Annotated in this window: 24 protein-coding genes; 9 read left to right on the top strand and 15 right to left on the bottom strand. The window is 69.2% G+C overall.

Translation table 11 applies throughout. The annotated features are described in order from the left end of the window. Positions 1-7: 7 nt before the first annotated feature. From moaE to alaC, 9 genes are read right to left on the bottom strand one after another with little or no spacing between them, the layout of a single operon-like run. Positions 8-463, bottom strand: coding sequence for a molybdopterin synthase catalytic subunit MoaE (moaE, locus tag B9P64_RS08625; protein WP_085315799.1), 456 nt, complete (start codon positions 461-463; stop codon positions 8-10). 25 nt (positions 464-488) lie between these two features. Next, a complete protein-coding gene (gene moaD / locus B9P64_RS08620; RefSeq protein WP_085315798.1) occupies positions 489-752 on the bottom strand; it encodes a molybdopterin converting factor subunit 1 in 264 nt (87 codons plus the stop codon). Between the two features lie 7 nt (positions 753-759). Further along, positions 760-1,302, bottom strand: coding sequence for a molybdopterin-guanine dinucleotide biosynthesis protein B (gene mobB, locus B9P64_RS08615; RefSeq protein ID WP_217808669.1), 543 nt, complete (start codon positions 1,300-1,302; stop codon positions 760-762). Continuing rightward, positions 1,299-2,747 carry a threonine synthase gene (thrC, locus tag B9P64_RS08610; RefSeq protein WP_085315796.1) on the bottom strand — a complete coding sequence of 483 codons (1,449 nt, stop codon included), beginning with the start codon at positions 2,745-2,747 and terminating at the stop codon, positions 1,299-1,301. The genes mobB and thrC overlap by 4 nt, the downstream gene beginning before the upstream one ends. A 4-nt stretch (positions 2,748-2,751) precedes the next feature. Further along, positions 2,752-2,943 (bottom strand): YqaE/Pmp3 family membrane protein, encoded by a 192-nt coding sequence (locus B9P64_RS08605; protein WP_085315795.1) that lies wholly within the window; start codon positions 2,941-2,943, stop codon positions 2,752-2,754. Positions 2,944-2,965: 22 nt separating this feature from the next. Further along, positions 2,966-3,601 (bottom strand): bifunctional nicotinamidase/pyrazinamidase, encoded by a 636-nt coding sequence (pncA, locus tag B9P64_RS08600; RefSeq protein ID WP_085315794.1) that lies wholly within the window; start codon positions 3,599-3,601, stop codon positions 2,966-2,968. 1 nt (position 3,602) lies between these two features. After that, positions 3,603-4,913 carry a homoserine dehydrogenase gene (locus B9P64_RS08595; protein ID WP_085315793.1) on the bottom strand — a complete coding sequence of 437 codons (1,311 nt, stop codon included), beginning with the start codon at positions 4,911-4,913 and terminating at the stop codon, positions 3,603-3,605. Then, positions 4,910-5,377 carry a GNAT family N-acetyltransferase gene (locus tag B9P64_RS08590; RefSeq protein WP_139826210.1) on the bottom strand — a complete coding sequence of 156 codons (468 nt, stop codon included), beginning with the start codon at positions 5,375-5,377 and terminating at the stop codon, positions 4,910-4,912. The genes B9P64_RS08595 and B9P64_RS08590 overlap by 4 nt, the downstream gene beginning before the upstream one ends. Beyond that, positions 5,377-6,576 carry an alanine transaminase gene (alaC, locus tag B9P64_RS08585; protein WP_085315792.1) on the bottom strand — a complete coding sequence of 400 codons (1,200 nt, stop codon included), beginning with the start codon at positions 6,574-6,576 and terminating at the stop codon, positions 5,377-5,379. The genes B9P64_RS08590 and alaC overlap by 1 nt, the downstream gene beginning before the upstream one ends. A 146-nt stretch (positions 6,577-6,722) precedes the next feature. On the opposite strand from alaC, the gene B9P64_RS08580 reads away from it, so the two are divergent. The 3 genes from B9P64_RS08580 (at position 6,723) to B9P64_RS08570 (ending at position 9,836) form a co-directional block, all read left to right on the top strand. Further along, positions 6,723-7,094, top strand: a complete 372-nt coding sequence (locus B9P64_RS08580) for an Mth938-like domain-containing protein (RefSeq protein ID WP_085315791.1) — start codon at positions 6,723-6,725, stop codon at positions 7,092-7,094. A gap of 67 nt (positions 7,095-7,161) precedes the next feature. After that, positions 7,162-7,638 carry a peroxiredoxin gene (locus B9P64_RS08575; RefSeq protein WP_085315790.1) on the top strand — a complete coding sequence of 159 codons (477 nt, stop codon included), beginning with the start codon at positions 7,162-7,164 and terminating at the stop codon, positions 7,636-7,638. Between the two features lie 278 nt (positions 7,639-7,916). Then, positions 7,917-9,836: a PhoH family protein gene (locus tag B9P64_RS08570; protein WP_085315789.1), complete on the top strand. Its 1,920-nt coding sequence runs from the start codon at positions 7,917-7,919 to the stop codon at positions 9,834-9,836. A gap of 66 nt (positions 9,837-9,902) precedes the next feature. Here the strand turns inward: B9P64_RS08570 and B9P64_RS08565 are convergent, their stop codons facing one another. The 5 genes from B9P64_RS08565 to B9P64_RS08545 all read right to left on the bottom strand — a co-directional run bounded on the left by B9P64_RS08565 (position 9,903) and on the right by B9P64_RS08545 (position 14,224). Next, positions 9,903-11,465, bottom strand: coding sequence for a carbamoyltransferase C-terminal domain-containing protein (locus tag B9P64_RS08565; RefSeq protein WP_085315788.1), 1,563 nt, complete (start codon positions 11,463-11,465; stop codon positions 9,903-9,905). Positions 11,466-11,468: 3 nt separating this feature from the next. Next, on the bottom strand, positions 11,469-11,855 hold the full coding sequence (gloA2, locus tag B9P64_RS08560) for an SMU1112c/YaeR family gloxylase I-like metalloprotein (RefSeq protein WP_217808668.1): 387 nt from the start codon (positions 11,853-11,855) through the stop codon (positions 11,469-11,471). A gap of 62 nt (positions 11,856-11,917) precedes the next feature. Then, positions 11,918-12,094: a DUF3149 domain-containing protein gene (locus B9P64_RS08555; protein ID WP_085315786.1), complete on the bottom strand. Its 177-nt coding sequence runs from the start codon at positions 12,092-12,094 to the stop codon at positions 11,918-11,920. 148 nt (positions 12,095-12,242) lie between these two features. Continuing rightward, a complete protein-coding gene (locus B9P64_RS08550; protein WP_085315785.1) occupies positions 12,243-13,904 on the bottom strand; it encodes a cation acetate symporter in 1,662 nt (553 codons plus the stop codon). Continuing rightward, positions 13,901-14,224, bottom strand: a complete 324-nt coding sequence (locus B9P64_RS08545) for a DUF485 domain-containing protein (protein ID WP_085315784.1) — start codon at positions 14,222-14,224, stop codon at positions 13,901-13,903. Before B9P64_RS08545 ends, B9P64_RS08550 begins: the two co-directional genes overlap by 4 nt. 410 nt (positions 14,225-14,634) lie before the next feature. Here B9P64_RS08545 and B9P64_RS08540 point away from each other — a divergent pair, with 410 nt between their 5' ends. Continuing rightward, on the top strand, positions 14,635-15,390 hold the full coding sequence (locus B9P64_RS08540; RefSeq protein WP_085315783.1) for a YkgJ family cysteine cluster protein: 756 nt from the start codon (positions 14,635-14,637) through the stop codon (positions 15,388-15,390). A gap of 279 nt (positions 15,391-15,669) precedes the next feature. Beyond that, positions 15,670-17,088: a DEAD/DEAH box helicase gene (locus tag B9P64_RS08535; RefSeq protein WP_085315782.1), complete on the top strand. Its 1,419-nt coding sequence runs from the start codon at positions 15,670-15,672 to the stop codon at positions 17,086-17,088. Positions 17,089-17,211: 123 nt separating this feature from the next. On the opposite strand, the gene B9P64_RS08530 is transcribed toward B9P64_RS08535, so the two are convergent. Further along, on the bottom strand, positions 17,212-17,514 hold the full coding sequence (locus tag B9P64_RS08530) for a hypothetical protein (RefSeq protein WP_085315781.1): 303 nt from the start codon (positions 17,512-17,514) through the stop codon (positions 17,212-17,214). 258 nt (positions 17,515-17,772) lie between these two features. Between B9P64_RS08530 and B9P64_RS08525 the strand changes: the two genes are divergently transcribed. From B9P64_RS08525 to ssuE, 4 genes are all read left to right on the top strand, one after another. Next, positions 17,773-19,452 (top strand): FecR family protein, encoded by a 1,680-nt coding sequence (locus B9P64_RS08525; protein ID WP_085315780.1) that lies wholly within the window; start codon positions 17,773-17,775, stop codon positions 19,450-19,452. Between the two features lie 4 nt (positions 19,453-19,456). Continuing rightward, complete coding sequence (locus tag B9P64_RS08520) at positions 19,457-21,238, top strand: CHASE2 domain-containing protein (protein ID WP_085315779.1); 1,782 nt, start codon at positions 19,457-19,459, stop codon at positions 21,236-21,238. A gap of 81 nt (positions 21,239-21,319) precedes the next feature. Further along, positions 21,320-21,763: a hypothetical protein gene (locus B9P64_RS08515; RefSeq protein ID WP_085315778.1), complete on the top strand. Its 444-nt coding sequence runs from the start codon at positions 21,320-21,322 to the stop codon at positions 21,761-21,763. 222 nt (positions 21,764-21,985) lie between these two features. Continuing rightward, the gene (gene ssuE, locus B9P64_RS08510; RefSeq protein ID WP_085315777.1) at positions 21,986-22,573 is read left to right on the top strand and encodes an NADPH-dependent FMN reductase; all 588 of its coding nucleotides are present in this window, start codon (positions 21,986-21,988) and stop codon (positions 22,571-22,573) included. The last annotated feature ends 12 nt before the right edge of the window (positions 22,574-22,585 follow it).

Raw genomic sequence — 22,585 nt, 5'->3', positions numbered from 1 at the left:
CGCGGCATCACCAGCGCGCGGCGGCGGAGTCGTCGCTGTCGCGCGCCTCGACCCAGCGCTCGCCATCGGGCGTGCGTTCCTTCTTCCAGAACGGCGCGCGGGTCTTGAGCCAGTCCATCACGAACTCGCAGGCGGCAAAGGCTTCGCCGCGATGCGCGCTCGTCACCGCCACCAGCACGATCTGATCGGTCGGCCGCAACGGCCCGACGCGATGGATGACGAGGATGTCGAGCAAGTCCCAGCGCGTGCGCGCCTCGGCGCAGATCGCTTCGAGCGCCTTCTCGGTCATGCCCGGGTAGTGCTCCAGCACCAGCTCGCGCACCACGCCGTCGCCGAGGTCGGGATTGGCGTCGCGCACCGTGCCGAGGAAGGTCGCGACCGCGCCCACGCGCGGATCGCCGGCACGCAGCGCGGCGATCTCGGCGCCGAGGTCGAAGTCTTCGGTCTGGACGCGGACGGGCATGGCTGGCTCCTCGGGCGCTGCGGTGTCAGCCGCCGGTCACGGGCGGGAAGAAGGCCACTTCCGCGCCCTCGTGCAGCGCGGTGTCGGCGGTGGCCATGCTCTGGTCGACCGCCACTTTCACGCGGCGCGCGGCCGGGCTGTCGGCAGCAAAGCGCTCGGCCCAGGCGCCGCCGCGCGCGGCCAGCTCGGCGCGCAGTTCGGCCACGCTGGCGGCCGGCGTGTCGAGCGTTTCGTCGGCGCGGTCGAGCGCGTCGCGCAGCGCGGCGAAGTAGAGGATGCGGATCTTCATGTCGGCCTCAGCGGATCGGCCCGAGCAGCCGCGCATGCGCCTCGATCGTCACGTCGAGCGCATGCAGCGTGGCAAAGCTCGCGATGGCGTCGATGTCGGACAGCAGCAGCGTCGGCAGCGGGCAATTGTCGGGCGGCGTGCCGTCGTAGGCCAGGCCGACCACCGTGTCGTCCTCGCCAAAGCGCGTGGGCTTGCCGTTCTCGGCGCGCCACACCTCCAGCTTGGGCATCGGCGCGCGCTTGTAGCCCTCGACGATCACCAGATCGACCGGCGCCATGCGCGCGAGTTGTGCCTCCAGCGGCGGCTCATGCTCGTCGCGCAGCTCGTGCATCAGCGCCCAGCGGTGATCGCCGGCCAGCAGCACTTCATGCGCGCCGGCCTCGCGGATGCGGAAGCTGTCCTTGCCCGGCTTGTCGATGTCGAAGTTGTGGTGCGTGTGCTTGATGACCGACACCCGCAGGCCGCGCGCGGTCAGCGCCGGCAGCAGCCGCTCGATCAGCGTCGTCTTGCCGGCGCCCGACCAGCCGGTGATGCCGAAGACCTTCATCAGGTTGCGTGCTTCACGATGTAGGCCTTGACCGCCTCGGTGTCGGCCGGCAGCACGTCGAAGCGCTGCGGCAGCCCTTCGAGATGCTCGAAGCCCTGCGGGCGCGGCGCGGGCCGGCCGAGCGCCTGCTCGATGGTTTCGGTGAACTTCGCCGGCAGCGCCGTCTCCAGCACGATCATCGGAATGCCCGGCTCCAGCTGCTCGCGCGCCGCCTTGATGCCGTCGGCGGTGTGCGTATCGACGACCACGCCGTAGCGCGCATCGATGTCGCGAATGGTGGCCAGCCGGTCTTCATGCGACGACCGCCCCGACGCAAAGCCGAACTCGTCGCGGATGCGGGCGCGCATTTCTTCGTCGAGCGTGAAGCTGCCTTCCGAATCGATCTTCACCCAGGTGCGGCGGAACTCGTCGGCGTCGCGGCCGAACAGGTCGAACACGAAGCGCTCGAAATTGCTCGCCTTGCTGATGTCCATCGACGGCGAGCTGGTGTGCCAGGTCTCGGCGCCCTTGCGCGGGCGATAGCTGCCGGTGCGGAAGAACTCGTCGAGCACGTCGTTCTCGTTGGTCGCGCAGACCAGCCTGGCGACCGGCAGACCCATCATCCGCGCGATGTGGCCGGCGCAGATGTTGCCGAAATTGCCCGACGGCACGGTGAAGCTCACGCGCTCGTCGTTGGCCTTGGTGGCCGCGAAATAGCCCTTGAAGTAGTAGACGACCTGGGCCACGACGCGCGCCCAGTTGATCGAGTTGACCGTGCCGATCGCCCACTTGGCCTTGAACGCCGGATCGTTCGACACCGCCTTGACGATGTCCTGCGCGTCGTCGAACACGCCCTCGACCGCGAGGTTGAAGATGTTCGGGTCTTGCAGGCTGAACATCTGCGCGGTCTGGAAGGCGCTCATCTTGCCCTTGGGCGACAGCATGAAGACCTTCACGCCCTTGCGGCCACGCATCGCATATTCGGCCGCCGAGCCGGTGTCGCCCGAGGTGGCGCCGAGGATGTTCAGATGCTGGCCGGTCCTGGCGAGCGCGTACTCGAACAGCGCGCCGATCAGCTGCATCGCCATGTCCTTGAACGCCAGCGTCGGCCCGTTCGACAGCGCCAGCAGCGCCAGCGTCGTGCCGCCCTCCTCGCCCAACACGCGCAGCGGCGTGATGTCGGCGGCGTTCTCGCCGTCGCGCACGTTGCGATAGACCTCGGGCGTGTAGACGCGCCGCGTGATCGCGTGCAGATCGTCGGCCGGGATGTCGTCGGCGAACTTGCGGATGATCTCGAACGCGAGATCGGCATAGCTCAGGCCGCGCCAGGCGCTCAGTTCGGCCGCCGTCACCTGCGGATATTCGGTCGGCAGGTAGAGGCCGCCGTCGTCGGCGAGGCCGGCCAGCAGGATGTCGAGGAAGGACTTGGGCGCGGCATGGGCGGCGCCCCGGGTGCTGAAATACTTCATGGCTTTAGCGGTGGCCGAGCGCGCGCTCGATCTTCTTGTCGGTGTTGTATTGGCTGAGTGCGTAGACGGCCCAGATGGCCGCCGGCAGCCAGCCGACGAGGGTGATTTGCAGGATCAGGCAGACGATCCCGGCGATCGGGCGACCGATCGTGAAGAAGACGGAGAACGGCAGCAGGATGGCGAGCAGCAGGCGCAAGGCGGGCTCCGGACAGGGGGCGTCAGTCGAGCGACGGCAGCAGCGCGATGCCGGCCGCCGTCATGCTTGCCCGGGCCGCCGCGAGCGAGCCGTTGGCGTCGATGGCGCGGCAGGCGTTCTCGATCACCGTCACGTCGAAGCCGGCGGCGCGCGCGTCGAGCGCGGTCCAGGCGACGCAATAGTCGAGCGCAAGACCGACGCAGAACACGCGGGTTACGCCTTGCGACCGCAGCCACGCGGCGAGGCCGGTGTCGCTCTTGCGGTCGGCTTCGAGGAAGGCCGAGTAGCTGTCGACCAGCGGGTTCATGCCCTTGCGCAGGATCAGCCGCGCATTCGGCACGGCCAGCGCCGGATGCAGCTCGGCGCCCGGCGTGGCCTGCACCGCGTGATCGGGCCACAGCACTTGCTCGCCGTAGGGCAGCGCAATCGTCTCGAAGGGCTGGCGCCCGGCGTGCTGCGACGCGAACGAGATGTGCCCGGCCGGATGCCAGTCCTGCGTCAGCACCACGTTGGCGAAGCGCGGCGCGAGCGCGTTGATGACCGGCACGACCGCGTCGCCCTCGGGCACGGCCAGCGCGCCGCCCGGGCAGAAGCAGTTCTGCACGTCGACGACGAGCAGCGCGTCGCCCGGGGCGATGGCGGTCGTCGTCGCGGCCATGTCAGCTCAGGTCTTCCTGGCGGATGCGCACGACGTGGCCGACCACCGTCGCCAGCGCCTCGATCTTCGCGATCGCCGCATCGAGGTTGGCTTCCACCGTCTGATGCGTCAGCACGATGATCTCGGCATGCGCCTCGCCCTCGGCCGGCTCCTTCTGCAGCAGCGCATCGATGGAAATGTCGTGGTCGGCCATCACGCGGGTGATGTCGGCCAGCACGCCGGTCTTGTTGGCGACGCGGATGCGCAGGTAGTAGCTCGACACGATCTTGCCGAGCGGCAGGATCGGCGTGTCGGCCAGCTCGCCCTGCTGGAAGGCCAGATGCGGCACGCGGTTGTGCGGATCGGCGGTGGCGGTGCGCGCGATGTCGACCAAGTCGGCAATCACGGCCGAGGCGGTCGGCTCGCTGCCGGCGCCGGCGCCGTAGTACAGCGTCTGGCCGACCGCGTCGCCCTTGACCAGCACGCTGTTCATCACGCCTTCCACGTTGGCGATCAGATGCTTGGCCGGCACCAGCGTGGGGTGAACGCGCAGCTCGATGCCGTCGGCGGTGCGCCGCGTGATGCCGAGCAGCTTGATGCGATAGCCGAGTTCTTCCGCGTACTCGATGTCGGCCGGCGTGAGCTTGGTGATGCCCTCGACATGCGCCTTCTCGAACTGCACCGGGATGCCGAAGGCGATGGCGCTCATCAGCGTGATCTTGTGCGCCGCGTCGATGCCCTCGATGTCGAAGGTCGGGTCGGCCTCGGCATAGCCGAGTTCCTGCGCCTGCTTGAGCACCGTGTCGAAGGACAGCCCCTTGCTGCGCATCTCCGACAGGATGAAGTTGGTCGTGCCGTTGATGATCCCGGCGATCCATTCGATGCGATTGGCCGTCAGCCCTTCGCGCAGCGCCTTGATGACCGGAATGCCGCCGGCCACCGCCGCCTCGAAGGCCACGCTCACGCCCTTTTCGTGCGCCGCCGCGAAGATCTCGTTGCCGTACTTGGCCAGCAGATGCTTGTTGGCCGTGACCACATGCTTGCCGTTGGCGATGGCTTCGAGCACCAGCTCCTTGGCGATGCCGGTGCCGCCGATCAGCTCGACCACCACGTCGATCTCGGGGTTGGTCACCACGTCGCGACCGTTGTCGGTGACCGTGGCGGCGTTGCCCACCAGCTGGCGCGCGCGAGCGGTGTTCAGGTCGGCGACCATCGCAATCTCGATGCCGCGACCGGCGCGGCGAGTGATTTCACCCTGATTGCGCTGGAGGACCTTGAACGTACCGCTGCCCACGGTACCGATGCCGAGCAGACCGACTTTGATGGGTTTCATGATGTTTTGAGCGCTGCCTTGAAACTGAAGGACGGGATCGCCATGCCTTCGCGGAAGTAGAACTTGTGCGCCTGTTGACGCTGGGTGCCCGATTCGAGCGTGAAACTGTCGCAGCCGAGCGCGACGGCGCGGTGTCGCAGCCAGTCGAGCAGCAAATGGCCGACGCCGGCCGAACGGCGCGCTTCGTCGGTGACGAGATCGTCGACGTAGAAGCGCAGACCGTCATGGGTGTTGGCGAACCAGCGGTAGACCGCCACGCCGAGCACCGCGTCGCCGTCGTCCACCGCTAGCGCCATGCGCGCGCCGCCGGCGGTCACCGCCTCGATGCGCTGCACATACGCCGCCAGTTCATCCAGATGCGGCCGCAGCTGCCGATGCACCGGCCAGGCGCGTTCGAGCCAGCCGGCGCCGGTAAAGCGCCCGTCGGCATCGTGCAGATCGACGACGCACAGGCCGGCGCTCATCAGGCCGCCGACTTTTGCAGCAGACCGTCCTTGCGGAACATGTCCTTCAGGCCGCGCAGCGCCTGCTTGGTGCGCTGCTCGTTCTCGATGAGCGCAAAGCGCACATGGTCGTCGCCATAGTCGCCAAAGCCGATGCCCGGCGACACCGCCACCTTGGCGTCGGCCAGGATGCGCTTGGCGAATTCGAGCGAGCCGAGCTTGGCGTAGAACTCCGGAATCCTGGCCCAGATGTACATCGACGCCTTGGGCACCTCGACGTCCCAGCCGATTTCGTGCAGGCCCTTCACCAGCACGTCGCGGCGGCTCTGGTACTGCGCGGTGATTTCCTTGACGCAGTCCTGCGGGCCTTCGAGCGCGGCGATCGACGCCACTTGAATGGGCGTGAAGGTGCCGTAGTCGTGATAGCTCTTCATGCGCGCGAGCGCGGCCACCATCTCTTTATTGCCGACCATGTAGCCGATGCGCCAGCCGGCCATGTTGTAGCTCTTGCTCATCGTGAAGAACTCGACCGCCACATCGCGCGCGCCCGGGATCTGCATGATCGACGGCGCCTGATAGCCGTCGAAGCAGATGTCGGCATAGGCCAGGTCGTGCACCACGAGGATGTTGTGTTCCTTGGCCAGCTTGATGACGCGCTCGAAGAAGGCGAGATCGACGCACTGCGCGGTGGGGTTGCTGGGGAAGCCCATGATCATCATCTTGGGCTTGGGCAGCGTCTCGCGGATCGCGCGCTCCAGCTCCTCGAAGAAGTCGACGCCGGGCGTCATGCGCACCGAGCGGATGTCGGCGCCGGCGATGATCGCGCCGTAGATGTGGATCGGGTAGCTCGGGTTGGGCACCAGCACCGTGTCGCCGCGATCGAGCGTGGCGAGCATCAGATGGGCCAGACCTTCCTTGGAGCCGATGGTCACGATGGCTTCGCTGTCGGGATCGAACTCGACCTCGTAGCGCGACTTGTACCAGTTGGTGATGGCGCGGCGCAGGCGCGGAATGCCCTTGCTGACCGAATAACCGTGGGTATCGGGCCGCTGGCTGGCCTCGACCAGCTTGTCGACGATGTGCTGGGGCGTGGAACCGTCAGGGTTGCCCATGCTCATGTCGATGATGTCTTCGCCGCGACGCCGGGCGGCCATCTTCAACTCGGCGGTGATGTTGAAGACATAGGGCGGCAGGCGTTTGATGCGGGGAAAATCGATCACTTTTGCAACTCCGGGATTGACGTGCGCGAGGAACAAAAAATGCGCTCGGGAACCCGAAATTCTAGCCGAAGCGCCCCACTCCCCGCCCCCGCCGCCAGGCCGGGAAACCGGCGTGGCTAGAATCCCCCGATTCCCCGGAGTCCTGCGTGAAGCTGCATACCGACGCCCCCAATTCGCTCAACACCGTCACCGCCTACGGCGACGGCTTCATCGAGATCAACGCCCGCCGGCATGAAACGGCGGTGCTCGTCACGCCGACGGCGCCGGTCGAGGACTGGCCCGCCGCCAACTTTGAGGCGCTCGCGGCCGAGCAATTCGAGGCGGTGCTGGCGCATTCGCCCGAGGTGGTCATTCTCGGCACGGGCGCGAAGCAGCGCTTCATCCATCCACGGCTGATCGCCCAGCTGATCGCGCGCCGCATCGGCGTGGAATGCATGGATACCAAGGCCGCCTGCCGCACCTACAACATCCTCATGGCCGAGGGCCGCAGCGTGGCCGGCGTGTTTTTGCTGGGCTGAATGCGCTGCAACTGGCCTGCGCCATGCTTATCCGAGCTGCTCGCCAACAATCACGACAGGAGTCCGCATGTCCGACACGCCCAGCCTCATCGGCAAGGCCGTCCCCGATTTCTCGGCCCCGCTCACCGGCGGCAAGACCTTCTCGCCGGCCGAGGCGCGCGGCCGCATCACGGTGCTGTACTTCTATCCCAAGGACAGCACGCCCGGCTGCACGACCGAAGGTCAAGGCTTCCGCGACCAGTACGCCGAGTTCCAGGCCGCCGGCGCCGACGTGATCGGCGTGAGCCGCGACAGCCTCAAATCGCATGAAAACTTCAAGGCCAAGCAGGCCTTTCCGTTCGAGCTGCTGTCCGATCCGGATGAAAAGGTCTGTGAGCTGTTCGGCGTGATGAAGCTCAAGAACATGTACGGCAAGCAGGTGCGCGGCATCGAGCGCTCAACCTTCGTCATCGATGCCGAAGGCGTGGTGCAAGCCGAATGGCGCGGCGTGAAGGTGCCGGGCCATGTGGCGGCCGTGCTTGCGCAAGTGCAGGCGCTTGGTTAAGTTGAATCCGCGTCGCCTGCGGGCGGCGCGCGCGACGCAGTTCGACGAAGCGACTCGAAAATCACAGCTTTCTTGAATGGCGCGACCCGATTGAGTTCCACCCCGTTCATCCCGCGCCGCCGACCGCCTGGCCTCAGTTGCCGGCGCGCAGCACCTTCCACACGGCAGCTCGCCCCAGCCGCTCCGGACCCCGTTGTCCCGAGCGGCTTTGTTTTTGGCGCCTGGCTGCCGGCCCTTCGCGGGCACTCCGTTTTCCCACTCTTCAGCTGATCGCACGCATGCCACTGCCCAAAGCGCCTACCAAGCCCGCCACCCTGCTCACCGATTTCGAGCCCGCGCAAGCGCGTCGCGCACCGGCGCGAAAACGGCTTGCCGGTGCCAGCGTCGCGTCGCCGGAGCCCGCCGCCAATGCGGCGGATGCACAACAGGCCACGCTGGCGCTGATCGATCCCGAAATTGCCGCCACGCCGGCCGTCGTGCCCGAGCTCGATCCGATCGCCGCCGTCGAGATCGCCGATGTGGCCGATCTGACCGAGGCGCTCGATGTCGCGACCGCGCCCAAGATCGCGCCGGCCCGCAGCGCGCCGGCCAAGAGCGGCTCGCGCATTCCGGTGCCGCCGCCGGTCGCCAGGAGCAAGACGCCGATCGGCCGGATCGCCGAGCGCCCGCCCGTCGCGCCGGTCACGCCGCGCCAGGCCGCCGCCCATCGCGCCACCACCACCAAGCGCGGCGGCATCAAGGACGGCGCCGACATCGGCGTGAAGAAGCTGTTCGTGCTCGACACCAATGTGCTGATGCACGACCCGAGCTCGCTGTTCCGATTTGAAGAGCACGACGTCTATCTGCCGATCATGACGCTCGAGGAACTCGACAATCACAAGAAGGGCATGAGCGAGGTGTCGCGCAATGTGCGCCAGGTGAGCCGCACGCTCGATGCGCTGATCGAGGCGGCCGGCACCTCGGTCGACATCGAGGGCGGGCTGGCGCTGGCGAGTCTGGGCAACCGCGACGCCGGTGGCCGGCTCTACTTCCAGACCCAGATCTTCGCCAACCTGCTGCCGTCGGGGCTGGAGACCGGCAAGGCCGACAACCAGATCCTCGGCGTGGTCCGCGCCTTGCAGGAGAGCAAGCCCGAGCGGCTGGTGGTGCTGGTGACCAAGGACATCAACATGCGCATCAAGGCGCGCGCGTTGAGTCTGCCGGCCGAGGACTACTTCAACGACCATGTTCTCGAAGACACCGACCTGCTCTATTCGGGCTGGCTGGCGCTGCCGGACAATTTCTGGCAACGCCACGGCAAGGGCGTGGAGAGCTGGCAGCAGCAGGGCTCCACGTTCTATCGCGTGAGCGGGCCGCTGGTGACGGCCTTCATGGTCAACCAGTTCGTGTACTACGAGGGCAAGGACGGCGAGGCGCCGCTCTACGCCCAGGTGCGCGAGGTGAACGGCAAGACGGCCGTGCTACAGACGCTGCGCGACTTCACGCACAACAAGAACGGCATCTGGGGCATCACGGCGCGCAACCGCGAGCAGAACTTCGCGCTGAATCTGCTGATGAATCCGGAGTGCGACTTCGTCACGCTGCTGGGTCAGGCCGGCACCGGCAAGACGCTGCTGGCGCTGGCGGCGGGGCTGTCGCAATGCCTGGACACGCGGCGCTATACCGAAATCATCGTGACGCGCGCGACGGTGCCGGTCGGCGAGGACATCGGCTTTCTGCCCGGCACCGAGGAAGAAAAGATGGCGCCGTGGATGGGCGCCTTCGACGACAACATCGAGGTGCTGCTGGGCGGCGGCGAGACCAGCGGCGCCGGCGGCGGCTACGGCGGCACCTACAGCAGCAATGCCGGCGGCGAATGGGGCAAGCAGAGCAGTGCCGACGTGATCCGCTCGAAGATCAAGATCAAGAGCATGAACTTCATGCGCGGTCGCACCTTCGTGAGCAAGTACCTGATCATCGACGAGGCGCAGAACCTGACGCCGAAGCAGATGAAGACGCTCATCACCCGCGCCGGCCCGGGCACCAAGGTGGTCTGCCTCGGCAACATCGCGCAGATCGACACGCCCTATCTCACCGAAGGGTCGAGCGGGCTGACCTACGTGGTGGACCGCTTCAAGGGCTGGCCGCATTCGGGCCATGTGACGCTGGCGCGCGGCGAACGCTCGCGGCTGGCCGATTACGCGAGCGAGGCGCTGTGATGCGCTGATGCAGGCTTGCTTGCTGCACAGGAACGGGCCGGCGGAGCGATTCGCCGGCCCGTTTTTTTACGCCGGCAGCACCAGCCAGTCGTCGATCACGGCCGCGTCGAGGCCGCTGTCGAGCAGGCAGTCGATGCAGTCGCGCGCGGTCAGCACCATCGGCTTGCTGCGGGTGTTGAGCGAGGTGTTGAGCACGAGCGGCAGGCCGGTGAGCCGGCCGACTTCGGCGATGAGTGCGTGGTAGCGCGGGTTGTCGTGCGCGCTGACGGTCTGCACGCGGGCGCTGCCGTCGACGTGGGCGACGGCCGGGATACGGGCGCGGCGGTCGGCGCGGACCTGGAAGGTGAGCAGCATGTGCGGCGACGGGCGCGCGGCATCGAACCAGTCGGCAGCCGCCTCGGCCAGCACCGACGGCGCGAGCGGGCGCCAGGGCTCGCGGCGCTTGATGGCGTTGACGCGGTCGCGCATGGCGGCGCTGGCCGGCAGCGCGAGGATGGAGCGGTTGCCGAGCGCGCGCGGGCCGAACTCGGCGCGGCCCTGGCACCAGCCGATGACCTTGCCGGCGGCGATGCGCGCGGCGGCTTCGGCGATGGGGTCGGCGAGGCGGCGCGCGCGGATGCGGCCGGCGGCGCTGGCTTGGGCGATAGCGGTGTCGCTGTCGTCGAGCGCGGGGCCGAGGTAGACCTGCTCGTCGACGACGGCGCGCGTGCCGGTCAGCTCACGATGCAGCCAGGCCGCCGCGCCGACCGCCGTGCCGGTGTTGTTGGCGGCCGGCTGCACGTACAGCGCATCGAGTCCCGGCAGCGCGGCGATCAGCGCATTGACATTGCAGTTGAGCGCGACGCCGCCGGCGAGGCAGAGCCGCGTCGCGCCGGTCAGCGCGAGCGCGTGGCGGGCGAGCGCCAGCATGAATTGCTCAAGCGCCTGCTGCGCCGCGAAGGCGATGGCGCGCGAGGCGGCGCCGAAGGGTTCGGCCGGGTTGGCGGCGGCAACGAGCGCAGGCGCGAGTTGGGGCGCTGCGAGCGCGCCGGTCTGGTCACGCGGATTGCCGCTGCCGACTTCAACGGCGGAGTGGCGCGGCAGCGTTTTCAAGCCGGCCCCGTCGGTGCCCCATGGCGCCAGCCCCATGAGCTTGCCTTCCTGCCCGGGCCGCGTCGCCAGCCCGCAGAGCGCGGTCGCCTCGGCATAGAAGCGCCCCGGCGCATGCGCATCGCCCCAGCCGGCGAGCTGCGTCAGCCCGTCCGCATCGGCGGCGAAGACCGCCGTCGCATCGCCATGCGCATGACCATCGGCCACGAGCACCGCCGCGGAGTCAAAGCCGCTGCCGCAGAACGCACCGGCCGCGTGGGCCAGCGCATGCGGCACCAGCGTCGCCGCCGGCAAACCGAGCGCCAGCAGCGCCGCACGATGCGCGTCGTCGATCCGGTCATCGCCGATGGCCAGCGCGGTCACCTCGCGCGCCGCAAGTCCGGCCTGCGCCAGCACAAAGCCAATCGCCTGCGCCGGAAACGCCGCCGAATGCCGATCGGCATCGAAGCGCTCCTGCTCCACCGCCGCCACCAGCCGGCCATCGACGAACAGCGCCGCCGCCGCATCCCGGCCGAGGTTGAGCCCGAGCAGCGCAGTCATCGCTCAGGCTTCGTAGAGTTCGAGCGGCAGAGCGTCGGGATCGCTGAAGAACACGAAGCGCCGGCCGGTCAGTTCATCGAGCCGGATCGGCTCGTGCTCGACGCCGGCGGCGCGCAAGGCGGCCACCGCCGCCTCGATGTCGGCCACCGCAAAGGCCAGATGGCGCAGTCCGCAGGCCTCGGGCCGTGACGGCCGCGCGGGCGGTGCCGGAAACGAAAAAAGCTCGATCTGCGCGCCGCCGGGGACGGCCAGATCGAGCTTCCAGGAATCGCGTTCGGCGCGGTGGGTCTCGGCAATCACTTGCAGGCCGAGCACCTCGGTGTAGAAGCGCCGCGAACGCCCGTAATCGGACGCGATGATCGCGATGTGATGAACCGACCTGATCTCCAGCACCTTGCCGCACCCCTCGAAAGAATGCGGCCGATGGTACAGGCGCAGTCGGCGCGCAAGCCTCAGTGCGAGTGGCCGGGCCGGGCCGTGGCAGCGGCAGCGGCGGCGCGCGCCGTGTCTTCCTTGATGTGCTTGCGCACGAAGTTCACGAAGAAGCCGGCGCCGAGCACGCAGAACGCGATCACCACCGCGCTCATCAGTCCGTAGTCGGTCGTGAGGAAGTCGCTGAGGGCTTGCATGGTTGTCTCCTGGATTGGGAGCCTCCATGGCACGCCCTGGCGCCACTTCCGGGGATGACCTGCATCAAATCCGGCAATCGATTGAAAGCTCCCGGCAATGCGGCTTGCGCGCGCGCAAATCCGCCGTTGCCGGGAGCCGACGTCAAGCTCAGTGCTTGCTTGCCGCCGCCGCGCCGAGGCCGGTCTGCGCGCGCACGAACTGGTCGTCGAAGGCCAGCTGCTCGGCACGCGAACGCGCGCTGCGCTCGGTGACCGAGAAGAAGATCGCCAAGCCAAACGCGATCGGCATCGCGAACAGCGCCGGCTGCTCATACGGGAAGATCGGCGCCGGATTGCCCAGCACCGTCACCCACACCGACTTCGACAGCACCACGAAGGTCACGGCCGACACGAGGCCGCCGTAGCCGCCGGCCAGCGCGCCGCGCGTGGTCAGGCCCTTCCAGTACATCGACAGGATGAGCACCGGGAAATTGCCCGCCGCCGCGATGCCGAAGGCCAGCCCGACCATGAAGGCCACGTTCTGCTTCTCGAACAGGATGCCGAGCGTGACCGCCACCAGCCCGAGCGCCAGCGTGGCGATGCGCGACACCTTCATCTCCTCCTTGTCGGTGGCCGTGCCCTTCTTGATGACGCGCGCATACAGGTCATGCGAGATGGCCGACGCACCGGCCAGCGCCAGCCCCGACACCACCGCCAGAATCGTCGCGAAGGCCACCGCCGCCAGGAAGCCCAGCAGCAGATCGCCGCCGACCGCCTTGGCCAGATGCATCGCGACCATGTTGCCGCCGCCGTTCAGCTTGCCGCCGGTGAAAAAGCCCGGGTCCTTGCCGACGATGACGATGGCCGCCAGGCCCATCAGGAAAATCACGTTGAAGAAGTAGCCGATGAAGCCCGAGGCATAGAGCACCGACTTGCGCGCTTCCTTGGCGTCGGTGACGGTGAAGAAGCGCATCAGGATGTGCGGCAGACCGGCGATGCCGAACATCAGGCCCAGGCAGAGCGACACCGCATTGATCGGGTCGGCCATCAGCGCGCCGGGCGCCATCAGCTTGTCGCCGAGCTTGTGGGCTTCGGAGGCGCGCGCAACCAGCTCGGTGTACGAGAAGTCGAACTTCGAGAACGCCAGCACGCAGACCGCCGTGCCGCCGGCCAGTAGCAGGCAGGCCTTGATGATCTGCACCCAGGTGGTGGCGATCATGCCGCCGAAGATGACGTAGACCATCATCAGCGCGCCCACCACCACGATGGCCAGCTCGTAATCGAGCCCGAACAGCAGCTTGATGAGCTGGCCCGCGCCGACCATCTGCGCGATCAGATAGAAGCTCACCACCACCAGCGACGAGATCGCCGCCATCGTGCGCACCTTGCCCTGGTCGAGCCGGTAGGACGTGATGTCGGCAAAGGTGAAGCGGCCCAGATTGCGCAGCCGCTCGGCCATGAGGAACAGGATCATCGGCCAGCCGACGAAGAAGGCGATCGTGTAGATGTAGCCGTCGTAGCCCTTGTCGAACACCAGCGCGGTCAGGCCCAGCAGCGTGGCCGCCGACATGTAGTCGCCGGCGATCGCCAGCCCGTTCTGGAAGCCGGTGATGCCGCCGCCAGCCGTGTAGAAGTCGGCCGCCGACTGCGTCTTGCGCGAGGCCCAGTAGGTGATGCCCATCGTCATCAGCACGAAGAGCAGGAACATCGCGATGGCCGAGATGTTGAGCGGCTGCTTCTCGGCCGCCTCGACGGCCGGCGCGGCCAGCGTGAGGGCCGGCGCGGCGAAGGCGGCGGCAAGCACCAGCGGATTGCGGAAGGCGGATTTCATCGGCGCGGCTCCACGGCCGCTTCGGCCAGGATGTCGGCGGTCAGCGCATCGAATTCGCCGTTGGCGCGATGCACGTACAGCCCGGTGAGCGTGAGGAAGAGCGCGAACATCAGCAGTTCGGCCAGCACGCCCACGGTCAGCGCCGAGCCTTCCGACACCGGCTTGCCGAGCAGCGCCGGATTGAAGGCCACGACCATGACGAAGCCGTAGAACACCACGCCGACGATGCCGGCCATGGTGGCGGCATAGCGGCCGCGACTGGCGACCAGACGCTCGAATTTCGGATTCGCGCGAACCCGCGCATAGACCTTGTCGGTCATGTCTTCCTCCCGGTGATTTGTGTAGTGAATGACGCCGCGCCGCGCCTGCCATTCGGCTGCGTATGGCAAGGCTGGGCGGATCATTCGCACCGAGTCTTAACGAAAGCTTACAAGCCCGTACTGATTGGTATGGACCGGGTGGAAACCCCAGTGAAAGACCCAGCGGCAGCGCGGAAGTGGCCGCTCAATTCAAGCGCGATCGCGCGGCGCGCTGGCAGCCGAGCGTGACAGGCCGATGCGTGTCGGCCGGGCCAAGCCGCTTTCGGTTGCGTCAGGTCAAAGGTCGCGCGCGACCGGGTCTGCGCGCGGGCGGCCGCGCACGCGACACTCGCGCTCTATCAAGCCGTATACACCGTTGCCCCGTCGACGGCTGGCTGCGGACATATCAACGACCTGCGCGAAACCATCCCATGACCGCTGCCGCCCTCACCGCCGACGATGCCGGCCCGCTCGCCTTCTTCAAGGCACTGCACGACGCCTACTCCCAGACCCTCGAACGCTTTCGCGGCAATCCCAGGCTGATCGACGCGGTGCTGTCGCAGGCCTTCGACAGTTTCGAGGGCAATGTGGCGCTCCAGTCTGAAGGCCAGCCGGAGATCGCCTGCCACAAGGGCTGCGCCACCTGCTGCACGCTGCGCGTGTCGGCCACCTCGCCCGAGGTGCTGCTGATCGCGCGCTTCATGCGGGCGGCGCGGCCGGCGCTCGCGCGCATGGGCATCGACCTGGAACAGCGCGTGTTCGATGCCGACAAGATCACGCGCGGCCTCGACGAGGCGGCGCGCGTCAAGCTGCGCCGGCGCTGCCCGTTCATCGAGAAGGGCGCCTGCCTCATCTATGCCGTGCGGCCGCTGGCCTGCCGCGGCCATGCCTCGCTCGATGTGCGTGCCTGCGTCGATGCGGCCGCCGGCCGGGCCGACAGCGTTCCCTATTCCGAGCCGCACATGGTCGTGCGCAGTCTGGTTCAGAACGCGATGCAGTCGGCGCTGCGCGATGCCGGCTACGCCTGGGACACGCAGGAACTCAATCACGCGCTGTCGATGGCGCTGCGCGACGACCTCGAACCGGCCTGGACTGCCGGCGCCGATCCGCTCGCCGCAGCCACCATTGCCGACGAGATCGGCGCCGCCGAAATGGCCCGCACCTTCGACGCGATCAAGGCCGCCTGAAGCCCGCTGCGCCGCCCCGCCACGGTGCGCCAGGGCGGCGCAGCAAATTTCCGGTCGGGTTGGTCGGATTCATGCGTATAATCCGCGACTTGCGCAGCTGACCTCGTCCGTCTACGCAATCTTCATCCCCTCCGGCCTTATCCCCCCTCCTTCGGTTTTCCACGGTCTTCGCGGCCCTCGCGAAATGACAGCTTCCGTGGACAAGCTACCGAACCGGGCACGCAGGTTGCAGGCGATGCCCCGCCGCCACGGCTCACTTCTCTTCGTTCGCGAGAGTCCATGTCATTTGACACGCTGGGATTGCATCCCGCTTTGCTCAAGGCCGTCCAGGCCCTGGGTTTTTCCGATCCGACCCCCGTCCAGATCCAGACCATCCCGACCGCCATGACCGGCGTCGACCTGATGGTTTCGTCGTCCACGGGCAGCGGCAAGACCGCCGCATTCATGCTGCCGGCGCTTCACGCCATCGCTGAAGCCGGCAAGCCCGAGGGCCGCGACCGGCCCGAGCCGCGCGAAGATTCGCGCCGCTTCGACGACCGCCGTGGTGGCCCCGACCGCCGCCCGGCCCCGCGCGAATCGCGCAATTTCAAGGTTCAGACGCCGCGCATCCTCGTGATGGCGCCGACGCGCGAACTGGCGCAGCAAGTCGCGCAAGCCACGTTCGAACTCACGTCCGAACTGCGCTGGCTGCGCATCGCCACCATCGTCGGCGGCGTGCCCTACGGCCGTCAGCTGCAGCAGTTGCGCGGCCACCTCGACATCGTGATCGGCACGCCCGGTCGCCTGCTCGATCACATCCGCAACGGCAAGCTCGACCTGAGCAACGTCAAGACCCTGGTCCTCGACGAAGCCGACCGCATGCTCGACATGGGCTTCATCGACGACATCCGTGAAGTCGCCGACGCGACCCCGGCCGATCGTCAGACGCTGCTGTTCTCGGCCACGTTCGCCGGTCCGGTCGCACGCCTCGCCGAAGGCCTGATGCGCGAACCGCGTCGCATCGAGCTGGCCAATCACCGCGATGTGCATACCGACATCTCGCAGCGCCTGCACTGGGCCGACGACATCGAGCACAAGAACGCGCTGCTCGACCACCTGCTGCGCGGCGTCGACGTGCAACAGGCCATCGTCTTCACGTCCACGCAACGCGATGCCGACTGGCTCGCCGAGCGCCTGGAAGACGACGGTCACGCCGCTGCCGCCCTGCACGGCGGCATGCCGCAAGGCCAGCGCAATCGCACGCTGACCAAGCTGCGCGAAGGCCGTCTGCGCGTGCTGGTGGCGACCGACGTTGCCGCCCGCGGCATCGACGTGCCGACCATCAGCCACGTCATCAACTACGGTCTGCCGATGACCGCCGAAGACTATGTGCACCGCATCGGCCGTACCGGCCGGGCTGGCCGCAGCGGTCTCGCGGTGACCATCGTCGAGCACCGCGATGCCGGCGCGATCCGCCGCATCGAGCGCTTCACGTCGCAGCCGATTCCGGTCGAGACCATCGTCGGCCTCGAACCCAAGCGTCAGCCGCGTCCCATGAACGGCAAGCCGGGCGGCCCGAGCCGTCCGGGCAGCGGCCCGCGCAAGCCGGGCAGCGGCGGTCGTCCGGGCTACGGCGCCAAGCCGTCGGGCCCGCGTCGCGAAGGCCATCCGAGCGCCGACCGGCGCGAGGGCAGCTTCCGCCCGCGTCGCGCCGACTGACATCGGCGAGCTCGCCGGCTGCCTTCGGACAGTCGGCAGCAAACAAAAAGCGCCGGACCCTTCCGCATCTTCTGCGGTCGGGTCCGGCGCTTTTTTCATGGCGCCGCGCGGGCGCCACGGTGCTCAGTGGTGCTGCACGCCGTCGTGGACGCGTGCGCCGGTGGTCGCGGCAGCCAGCCATTCGAAGGGCTCGGTGGCCGAGGCCGGCGTGATGCTTTGTTCGGCGAACAGCTTGTCGACCAGCTTGGCGAGCATGACTTCGAGTTCGTCGTCGGGATTGTTGTCGGCGTCTTCGAAACGGTCGATCGAGATTTCCGGGCCTTCTTCGTCGTCGACCATCATGACGATGAAGATTTCTTCCTTGCCGGGACGGCCGTGAACCGTCGCGCGGAAGGCTTCGCCGCGATAAGTAAATCCGCGAACCATATTGAGCTCCTTGGCTTTGTGTTGTGTGCAGGATGTGAAGCGGGTGAAGACCGGGGGCAGAGTCCGGCCCGCTGAAAAACCGAAAGACCTTTCAGCGCGGGCGGGATTTTACTTAAAACCACACACGCAACCCCGGAATGCATTGCCCGATGGACGCCAGCCAGTCGCGGAAGTACGGCAGCGAGTTGCGCTTCGGCATAATTTGCGCCCCGTCGCGCTTGCAGGCCGCGACGCCACGCCTCCAAGAAAATCCCTCAAATGCATCTCCGCCCTGCCCGCGCCGACGCCTTGCCGTCGGCCGCCCGGCGCGCCCTGGCTGCCGCCGCGCTCCTCCTGTGCTGCGCCGCCGAGGCCGCTCCGCCCGTCGCCGATATCGAAACCCATGTCTACAGCGCCGAACGCGGCGACACGCTGATCGGCGTGGCGCGCCGGCTGCTCGCCGATCCGGCTGGCTGGCGCGAGATCGCCCGGCTCAATCGCATGGCCAATCCCGATGTGCTGCCGACGGGCAGCCAGCTGCGCATTCCGCTCGACCGGCTGGCATCCAAGCCGCTACCGGTCGAGGTGCTCGAAACCGTCGGCACGGCGCGGCTGCTGCGCGCCGACGGCAGCGCCCTCGCACTGGCGCGCGGCAACCTTCTGGTCGAGGGCGACCGCATCGATACCGGCGCCGACGGCTATGCGACCTTGCGGCTCGGCGACGGCTCGCTGCTGCGCTTGCAGGCCGACTCCAGCGCCGAAATCGCCCGCGCGCGCAGCTATGCCGCGCCCGATACCGTCGGCGCCACGCTCAAGCTGCTGCGCGGCCGGGTCGAGGCGCTGGTGAACCGGCTGCGCGGCGGCCAGCCGCATTTCGATGTGCGCACGCCGCAGGCCACGCTGGCGGTGCGCGGCACCGAATTCCGCGTCAGCAGCGGCGCCGAAACCCACGGTGAAGTGGTGCACGGCCTCGTCGACGTCGCCGGCGGCGCCGAGCACCGCGCCGTCGCGGCGGGCTACGGCACCGTGGTCGACGCCAGCCAGCGCGTGGCCGAGCCGATCGCGCTGCCGCCGGCACCCGACCTTGCCGCGCTGCCGACGCTGTTCGAACGCAAGCTGCTGCGCATCGCCGTGCCGCCGGTGGCCGGCGCCAGCGGCTACCGGCTCCAGATCGCGCGCGATGCCGGCTTTGCCGCAGTCGAGCGCGAGGCCGTGGCGGCGACGCCCGACTTCCGCATCGCCGATCTGCCCGATGGCGACTGGCAGCTGCGCCTGCGCGCCATCGGTACGCACGGGCTCGAAGGCTTCGACGCCGCGCGCGCCTTTCATGTGCATGCCGAGCCCGAGCCGCCCTTCGTCACCGCGCCCGCGCCGGGCGCCAAGCTGCGCGCCAGCGGCGTGAGCTTTGCGTGGACCGCCAACCCGGCGGCCGGCGCCGGCTACCGGTTTCAGCTGACCGAGGCCGGCGACACCGGCTTCGCCCATCCGCTCGACGACCGCCGCCTCGGCGACACCCAGCTCGCGCTGGCAGAACTGGCGCCCGGCAACTATCTCTGGCGCCTCGCCAGCCTGCCGGCCCAGGGCGCCGACGGCCCCTGGGGCGATGCGCTGGGCTTCACGCTGGCGCCGCCGCCAGCCGCCGCGCTGCCGCCCGAACTCGGCGACGACAGCGTGCGCTTTGCCTGGCGCGGCGAGCCGGGCCAGCGCTATGAATTCGAGCTTGGCCGCGACGCCGCCATGGCCGCGCCCGAAGTCGTGGCCCGGCTCGACACGCCGCAACTTGAGCTGCCGCGTCCGAGCCCCGGCGGCCGCTTCTACCTGCGCTACCGCGCCATCGATGCCGACGGCTTCATCGGCCCCTGGACCGCCGTCCAGCGCTTCGACGTGCCGGTCTGCATCGAGAGCGCCGGCGCGGCCTGCTGGCGCAGCGGCGCCGGCCTGCTGACTACCGCGAACTGAGCGCATGACGCTGGCTGCGCTGTCGCCCCGCCTCGCGCGCGAACGCGGCGGACTCGCGGTCGCGCTGGCGCTGCTGGTGCTGGTACTGGGCCTGAGCGGTCTGCTGCGGCGCGCCGACGATGCGCTCTACGACATCGGGCTGGCGCTCGGCACCAGCGCCCAGCCACCCGACGACATCGTCATCGTCGCCATCGACGACGCCAGCCTCGCCGCGATGGGCCGCTGGCCCTGGCCGCGCGCGGTCCATGCCCAGCTGCTCGACCGCCTCGCCGCCGACCGGCCGCGCGCCATCCTGCTCGACCTGCTGCTGTCCGAACCTTCGGCCGATCCGGCCGACGATCAGGCGCTCGCCGAGGCGCTGGAACGCGCCGCGCCGGTCGTGCTGCCGGTGGTGCCGGTCGCGGCCGCCGGCGGCCGCGCGCTCGACCAGCTGCGCCCGGCGGCCAGCCTCGGCAGCGGCTACCGGCTCGGTCAGGCCGATGCCGAACTCGATCCCGACGGCCTGCTGCGGCGCGACTACCTGCATGCCGGCCTCGGCAGCGCCCGGCTGCCGCATGTGGCGCTCGCGCTGCTCGACGCGGCCCGCGGCCGGCCCGGCGTCGCCCCCGAGACGCTCGATGCCGGCAGCGCCGACGGCCACTGGCAGCGCAGCGATCCGGTGCTGCTGCGCTATCGCGGCGGCCCCGGCCATTTCGAGCAGGTGAGCTATGCCGACGTGCTGCTCGGCCGCGTGCCGCCCGGCCGCTTCACCGGCCGCCATGTGCTGGTCGGCGTGACCGCCACCGGCCTCGGCGCCGGCTATCCCACGCCGCTGTCGGGCAATGCCAGCCCGATGGCCTCGGTCGAGATCGTCGCCACCCTGTTCGACAGCCTGCGTCACGGCGATGCGCCGCGCAGCCTGCCCGAGCTGCCCGGCGTCGCCGTCTCGGCGCTGCTGACGGCGCTGTTCGTCATCGCGCTCACCCGGCTGCCGCCGCGCGCCGCGCTGGTGCTGGCATTTGCCGGCGCCGGCGCCAGCCTGCTGCTGGCCTGGCTGCTGCTCGACAGCGCCGACCTGTGGTTCGCGCCGACCGGCCTCGCCAGCGTCGCCCTGCTCGCCTACCCGCTGTGGAGCTGGCGCCGGCTCGAAGCCGCCAGCCGCTTCGTCGACGATGAGCTGCAGGCCATCGCCCATGCCGCCGGCCCCAACCTGGGCGTGGCCGGCGGCCTGCGCAGCCATGCCGCCAGCGCCGCGCCCGCCGATCGCAGCCGCCTCGCCGGCCGCAGCACCCGTCCGCTCGAAGCCCGGCTCGACGCCCTGGCCGGCGCCAGCCAGCAGCTGCGCGACGGCCGCGAGCTGCTCGCCGGCGCACTTGGCGCCCTGCCCGACCCGATCTTCGTCGTCGACCGCCAGGGGCTGGTGCTGCTGGCCAATCCGCCGGCCGGCCCGGTTTGCCGCCCGCCTTGCCGGCGACGACGCCCTTCCGCCCGCGACCCTGGCCGGCCGCCAGCTGCCCGAGCTGCTGCGCGAACTGGCACCCGGCGGCGCAAGCGCCTGGACCGCGCTGCTCGACGAGGTGGGCCTGGACGCCCGCCCGCGCCACCTCATCGGCCGGCATCCGCGCCTCGCGCCCCAGCGCATCCATGTGAGCCCGCTCGGACGGCAGGCGCGGCCCGACGCGCTCGTGGTCTGCCTCAATTCCCTCGGTCGCGCGGTGGCCGAACCCGCATTGGCCGGCACCGACGCCGACCACACCGGCCCGCGCACCCGCCCGCTCGGCGCCTACACGCCGCCCTCCTTCGTTGACGGTCTGCTCACCACCGTCACCCAGACCGATGTGCCACGCGCCGCCCCGCGCCCGGCCTCGACGCCGCCACCACTTCCGCCATGCCGACCCTGTCCGGCGATTTCGTGCAGGCGATGCGGCTCGAAAGCGGCGCCACCGTCAGCATCAATTTCGATCTCGCCGCCCTGCTCGCCGACGCCCTCGCCGAGGTGCGCCCGCTGCCCGGCGGCGAGCGCCTGCCGGCGCGGATCGACGGCCCGGGCCCCGCCTGGATGAACGGCGATCCGGCACTGATGCGACGCGCGCTCGCCGGACTGGTGGCGCATGCGGTGCGTGGCGCCGACCGCGTCCTCGCCATCCGCCTCGCCAGCGCCGCCGATCCGGCCCGGCCCGGCAATGCCGACTGGTCGGTCGAGTTCACGCCGACCAGTGCCGGCATGCCGTCCGACTTCGTCGAGCAGGTGGTCGGCCACCACGGCGGCCAGCTCGTGCTCGATGCCGACCGCCAGCGGCTGCAGCTGCGCCTGCCGATCGAACGCGGCTGACCGACCGCCGATGACGCCGCCGGCGCGCCGGCCGCGACTGCGCGATCCACGCCAGCCCCAGGCCGCGAAGCCGCTGCTTTTGCCACCGCCTGCGCTTCTCACTGCGTAAAACCACGCAGTACTGATGACTTCAGGTCATCAAGTCATGCCTTACACATCGTTCCGCGCATAAGCGGGCGTCCTTAAGTTGCAGCCCACCCCACTGCAACAGGACTCCGCGTCATGCCCATCGCCTTCATTTCCGGTAGCCCCCAGGCTCGCTCGCGGTCCAATGCGCTGCTCGATGTGGTGCGCAACCACGTCGTCGCGCACGGCGCCATCGTCGAGGATGTGCGCGCCCGCGAACTGCCGCCCGACGCCCTGCTCGGCCTCGAATTCGAAGCGCCGCCGATCGCCGCCGCCCTCGGCCGCGTGGCCCGCGCCAATGCCGTCGTGATCGCCACGCCGATCTACAAGGCCTCGTACACCGGCCTGCTCAAGAGCCTGCTCGACCTGCTGCCGCAGGACGGTCTCAGGGACAAGGTCGTGCTGCCGATCGCCACCGGCGGCTCGCCGGCCCATCTGCTCGCCATCGACTACGCCATCAAGCCGGTGCTGACCGCGCTCGGCGCGCGCTGGATCGTCGGCAGCGTCTATGCCTCCGATGCCCAGATCGGCAAGCGCAACGACGGCGGCTACGAGCCCGACGCCGAGATCGCCGCCCGGCTCGAAGACTCCGCAAACCTGCTGCTCGAAGCCCTCGACTGGGCCCGCGCCACGCGCCAGCGCCGCGCCGCCGCCACGCCGGTCGAACTGTCGGCCGCCGCCTGATCGCTCCGCTCC

The organism is Derxia lacustris (assembly GCF_002105195.1).
Classification (GTDB): domain Bacteria; phylum Pseudomonadota; class Gammaproteobacteria; order Burkholderiales; family Burkholderiaceae_E; genus Derxia; species Derxia lacustris.
The sequence above is the reverse complement of the archived record's forward strand: the minus strand, read 5'-3'. Positions and strand labels throughout refer to the sequence as shown.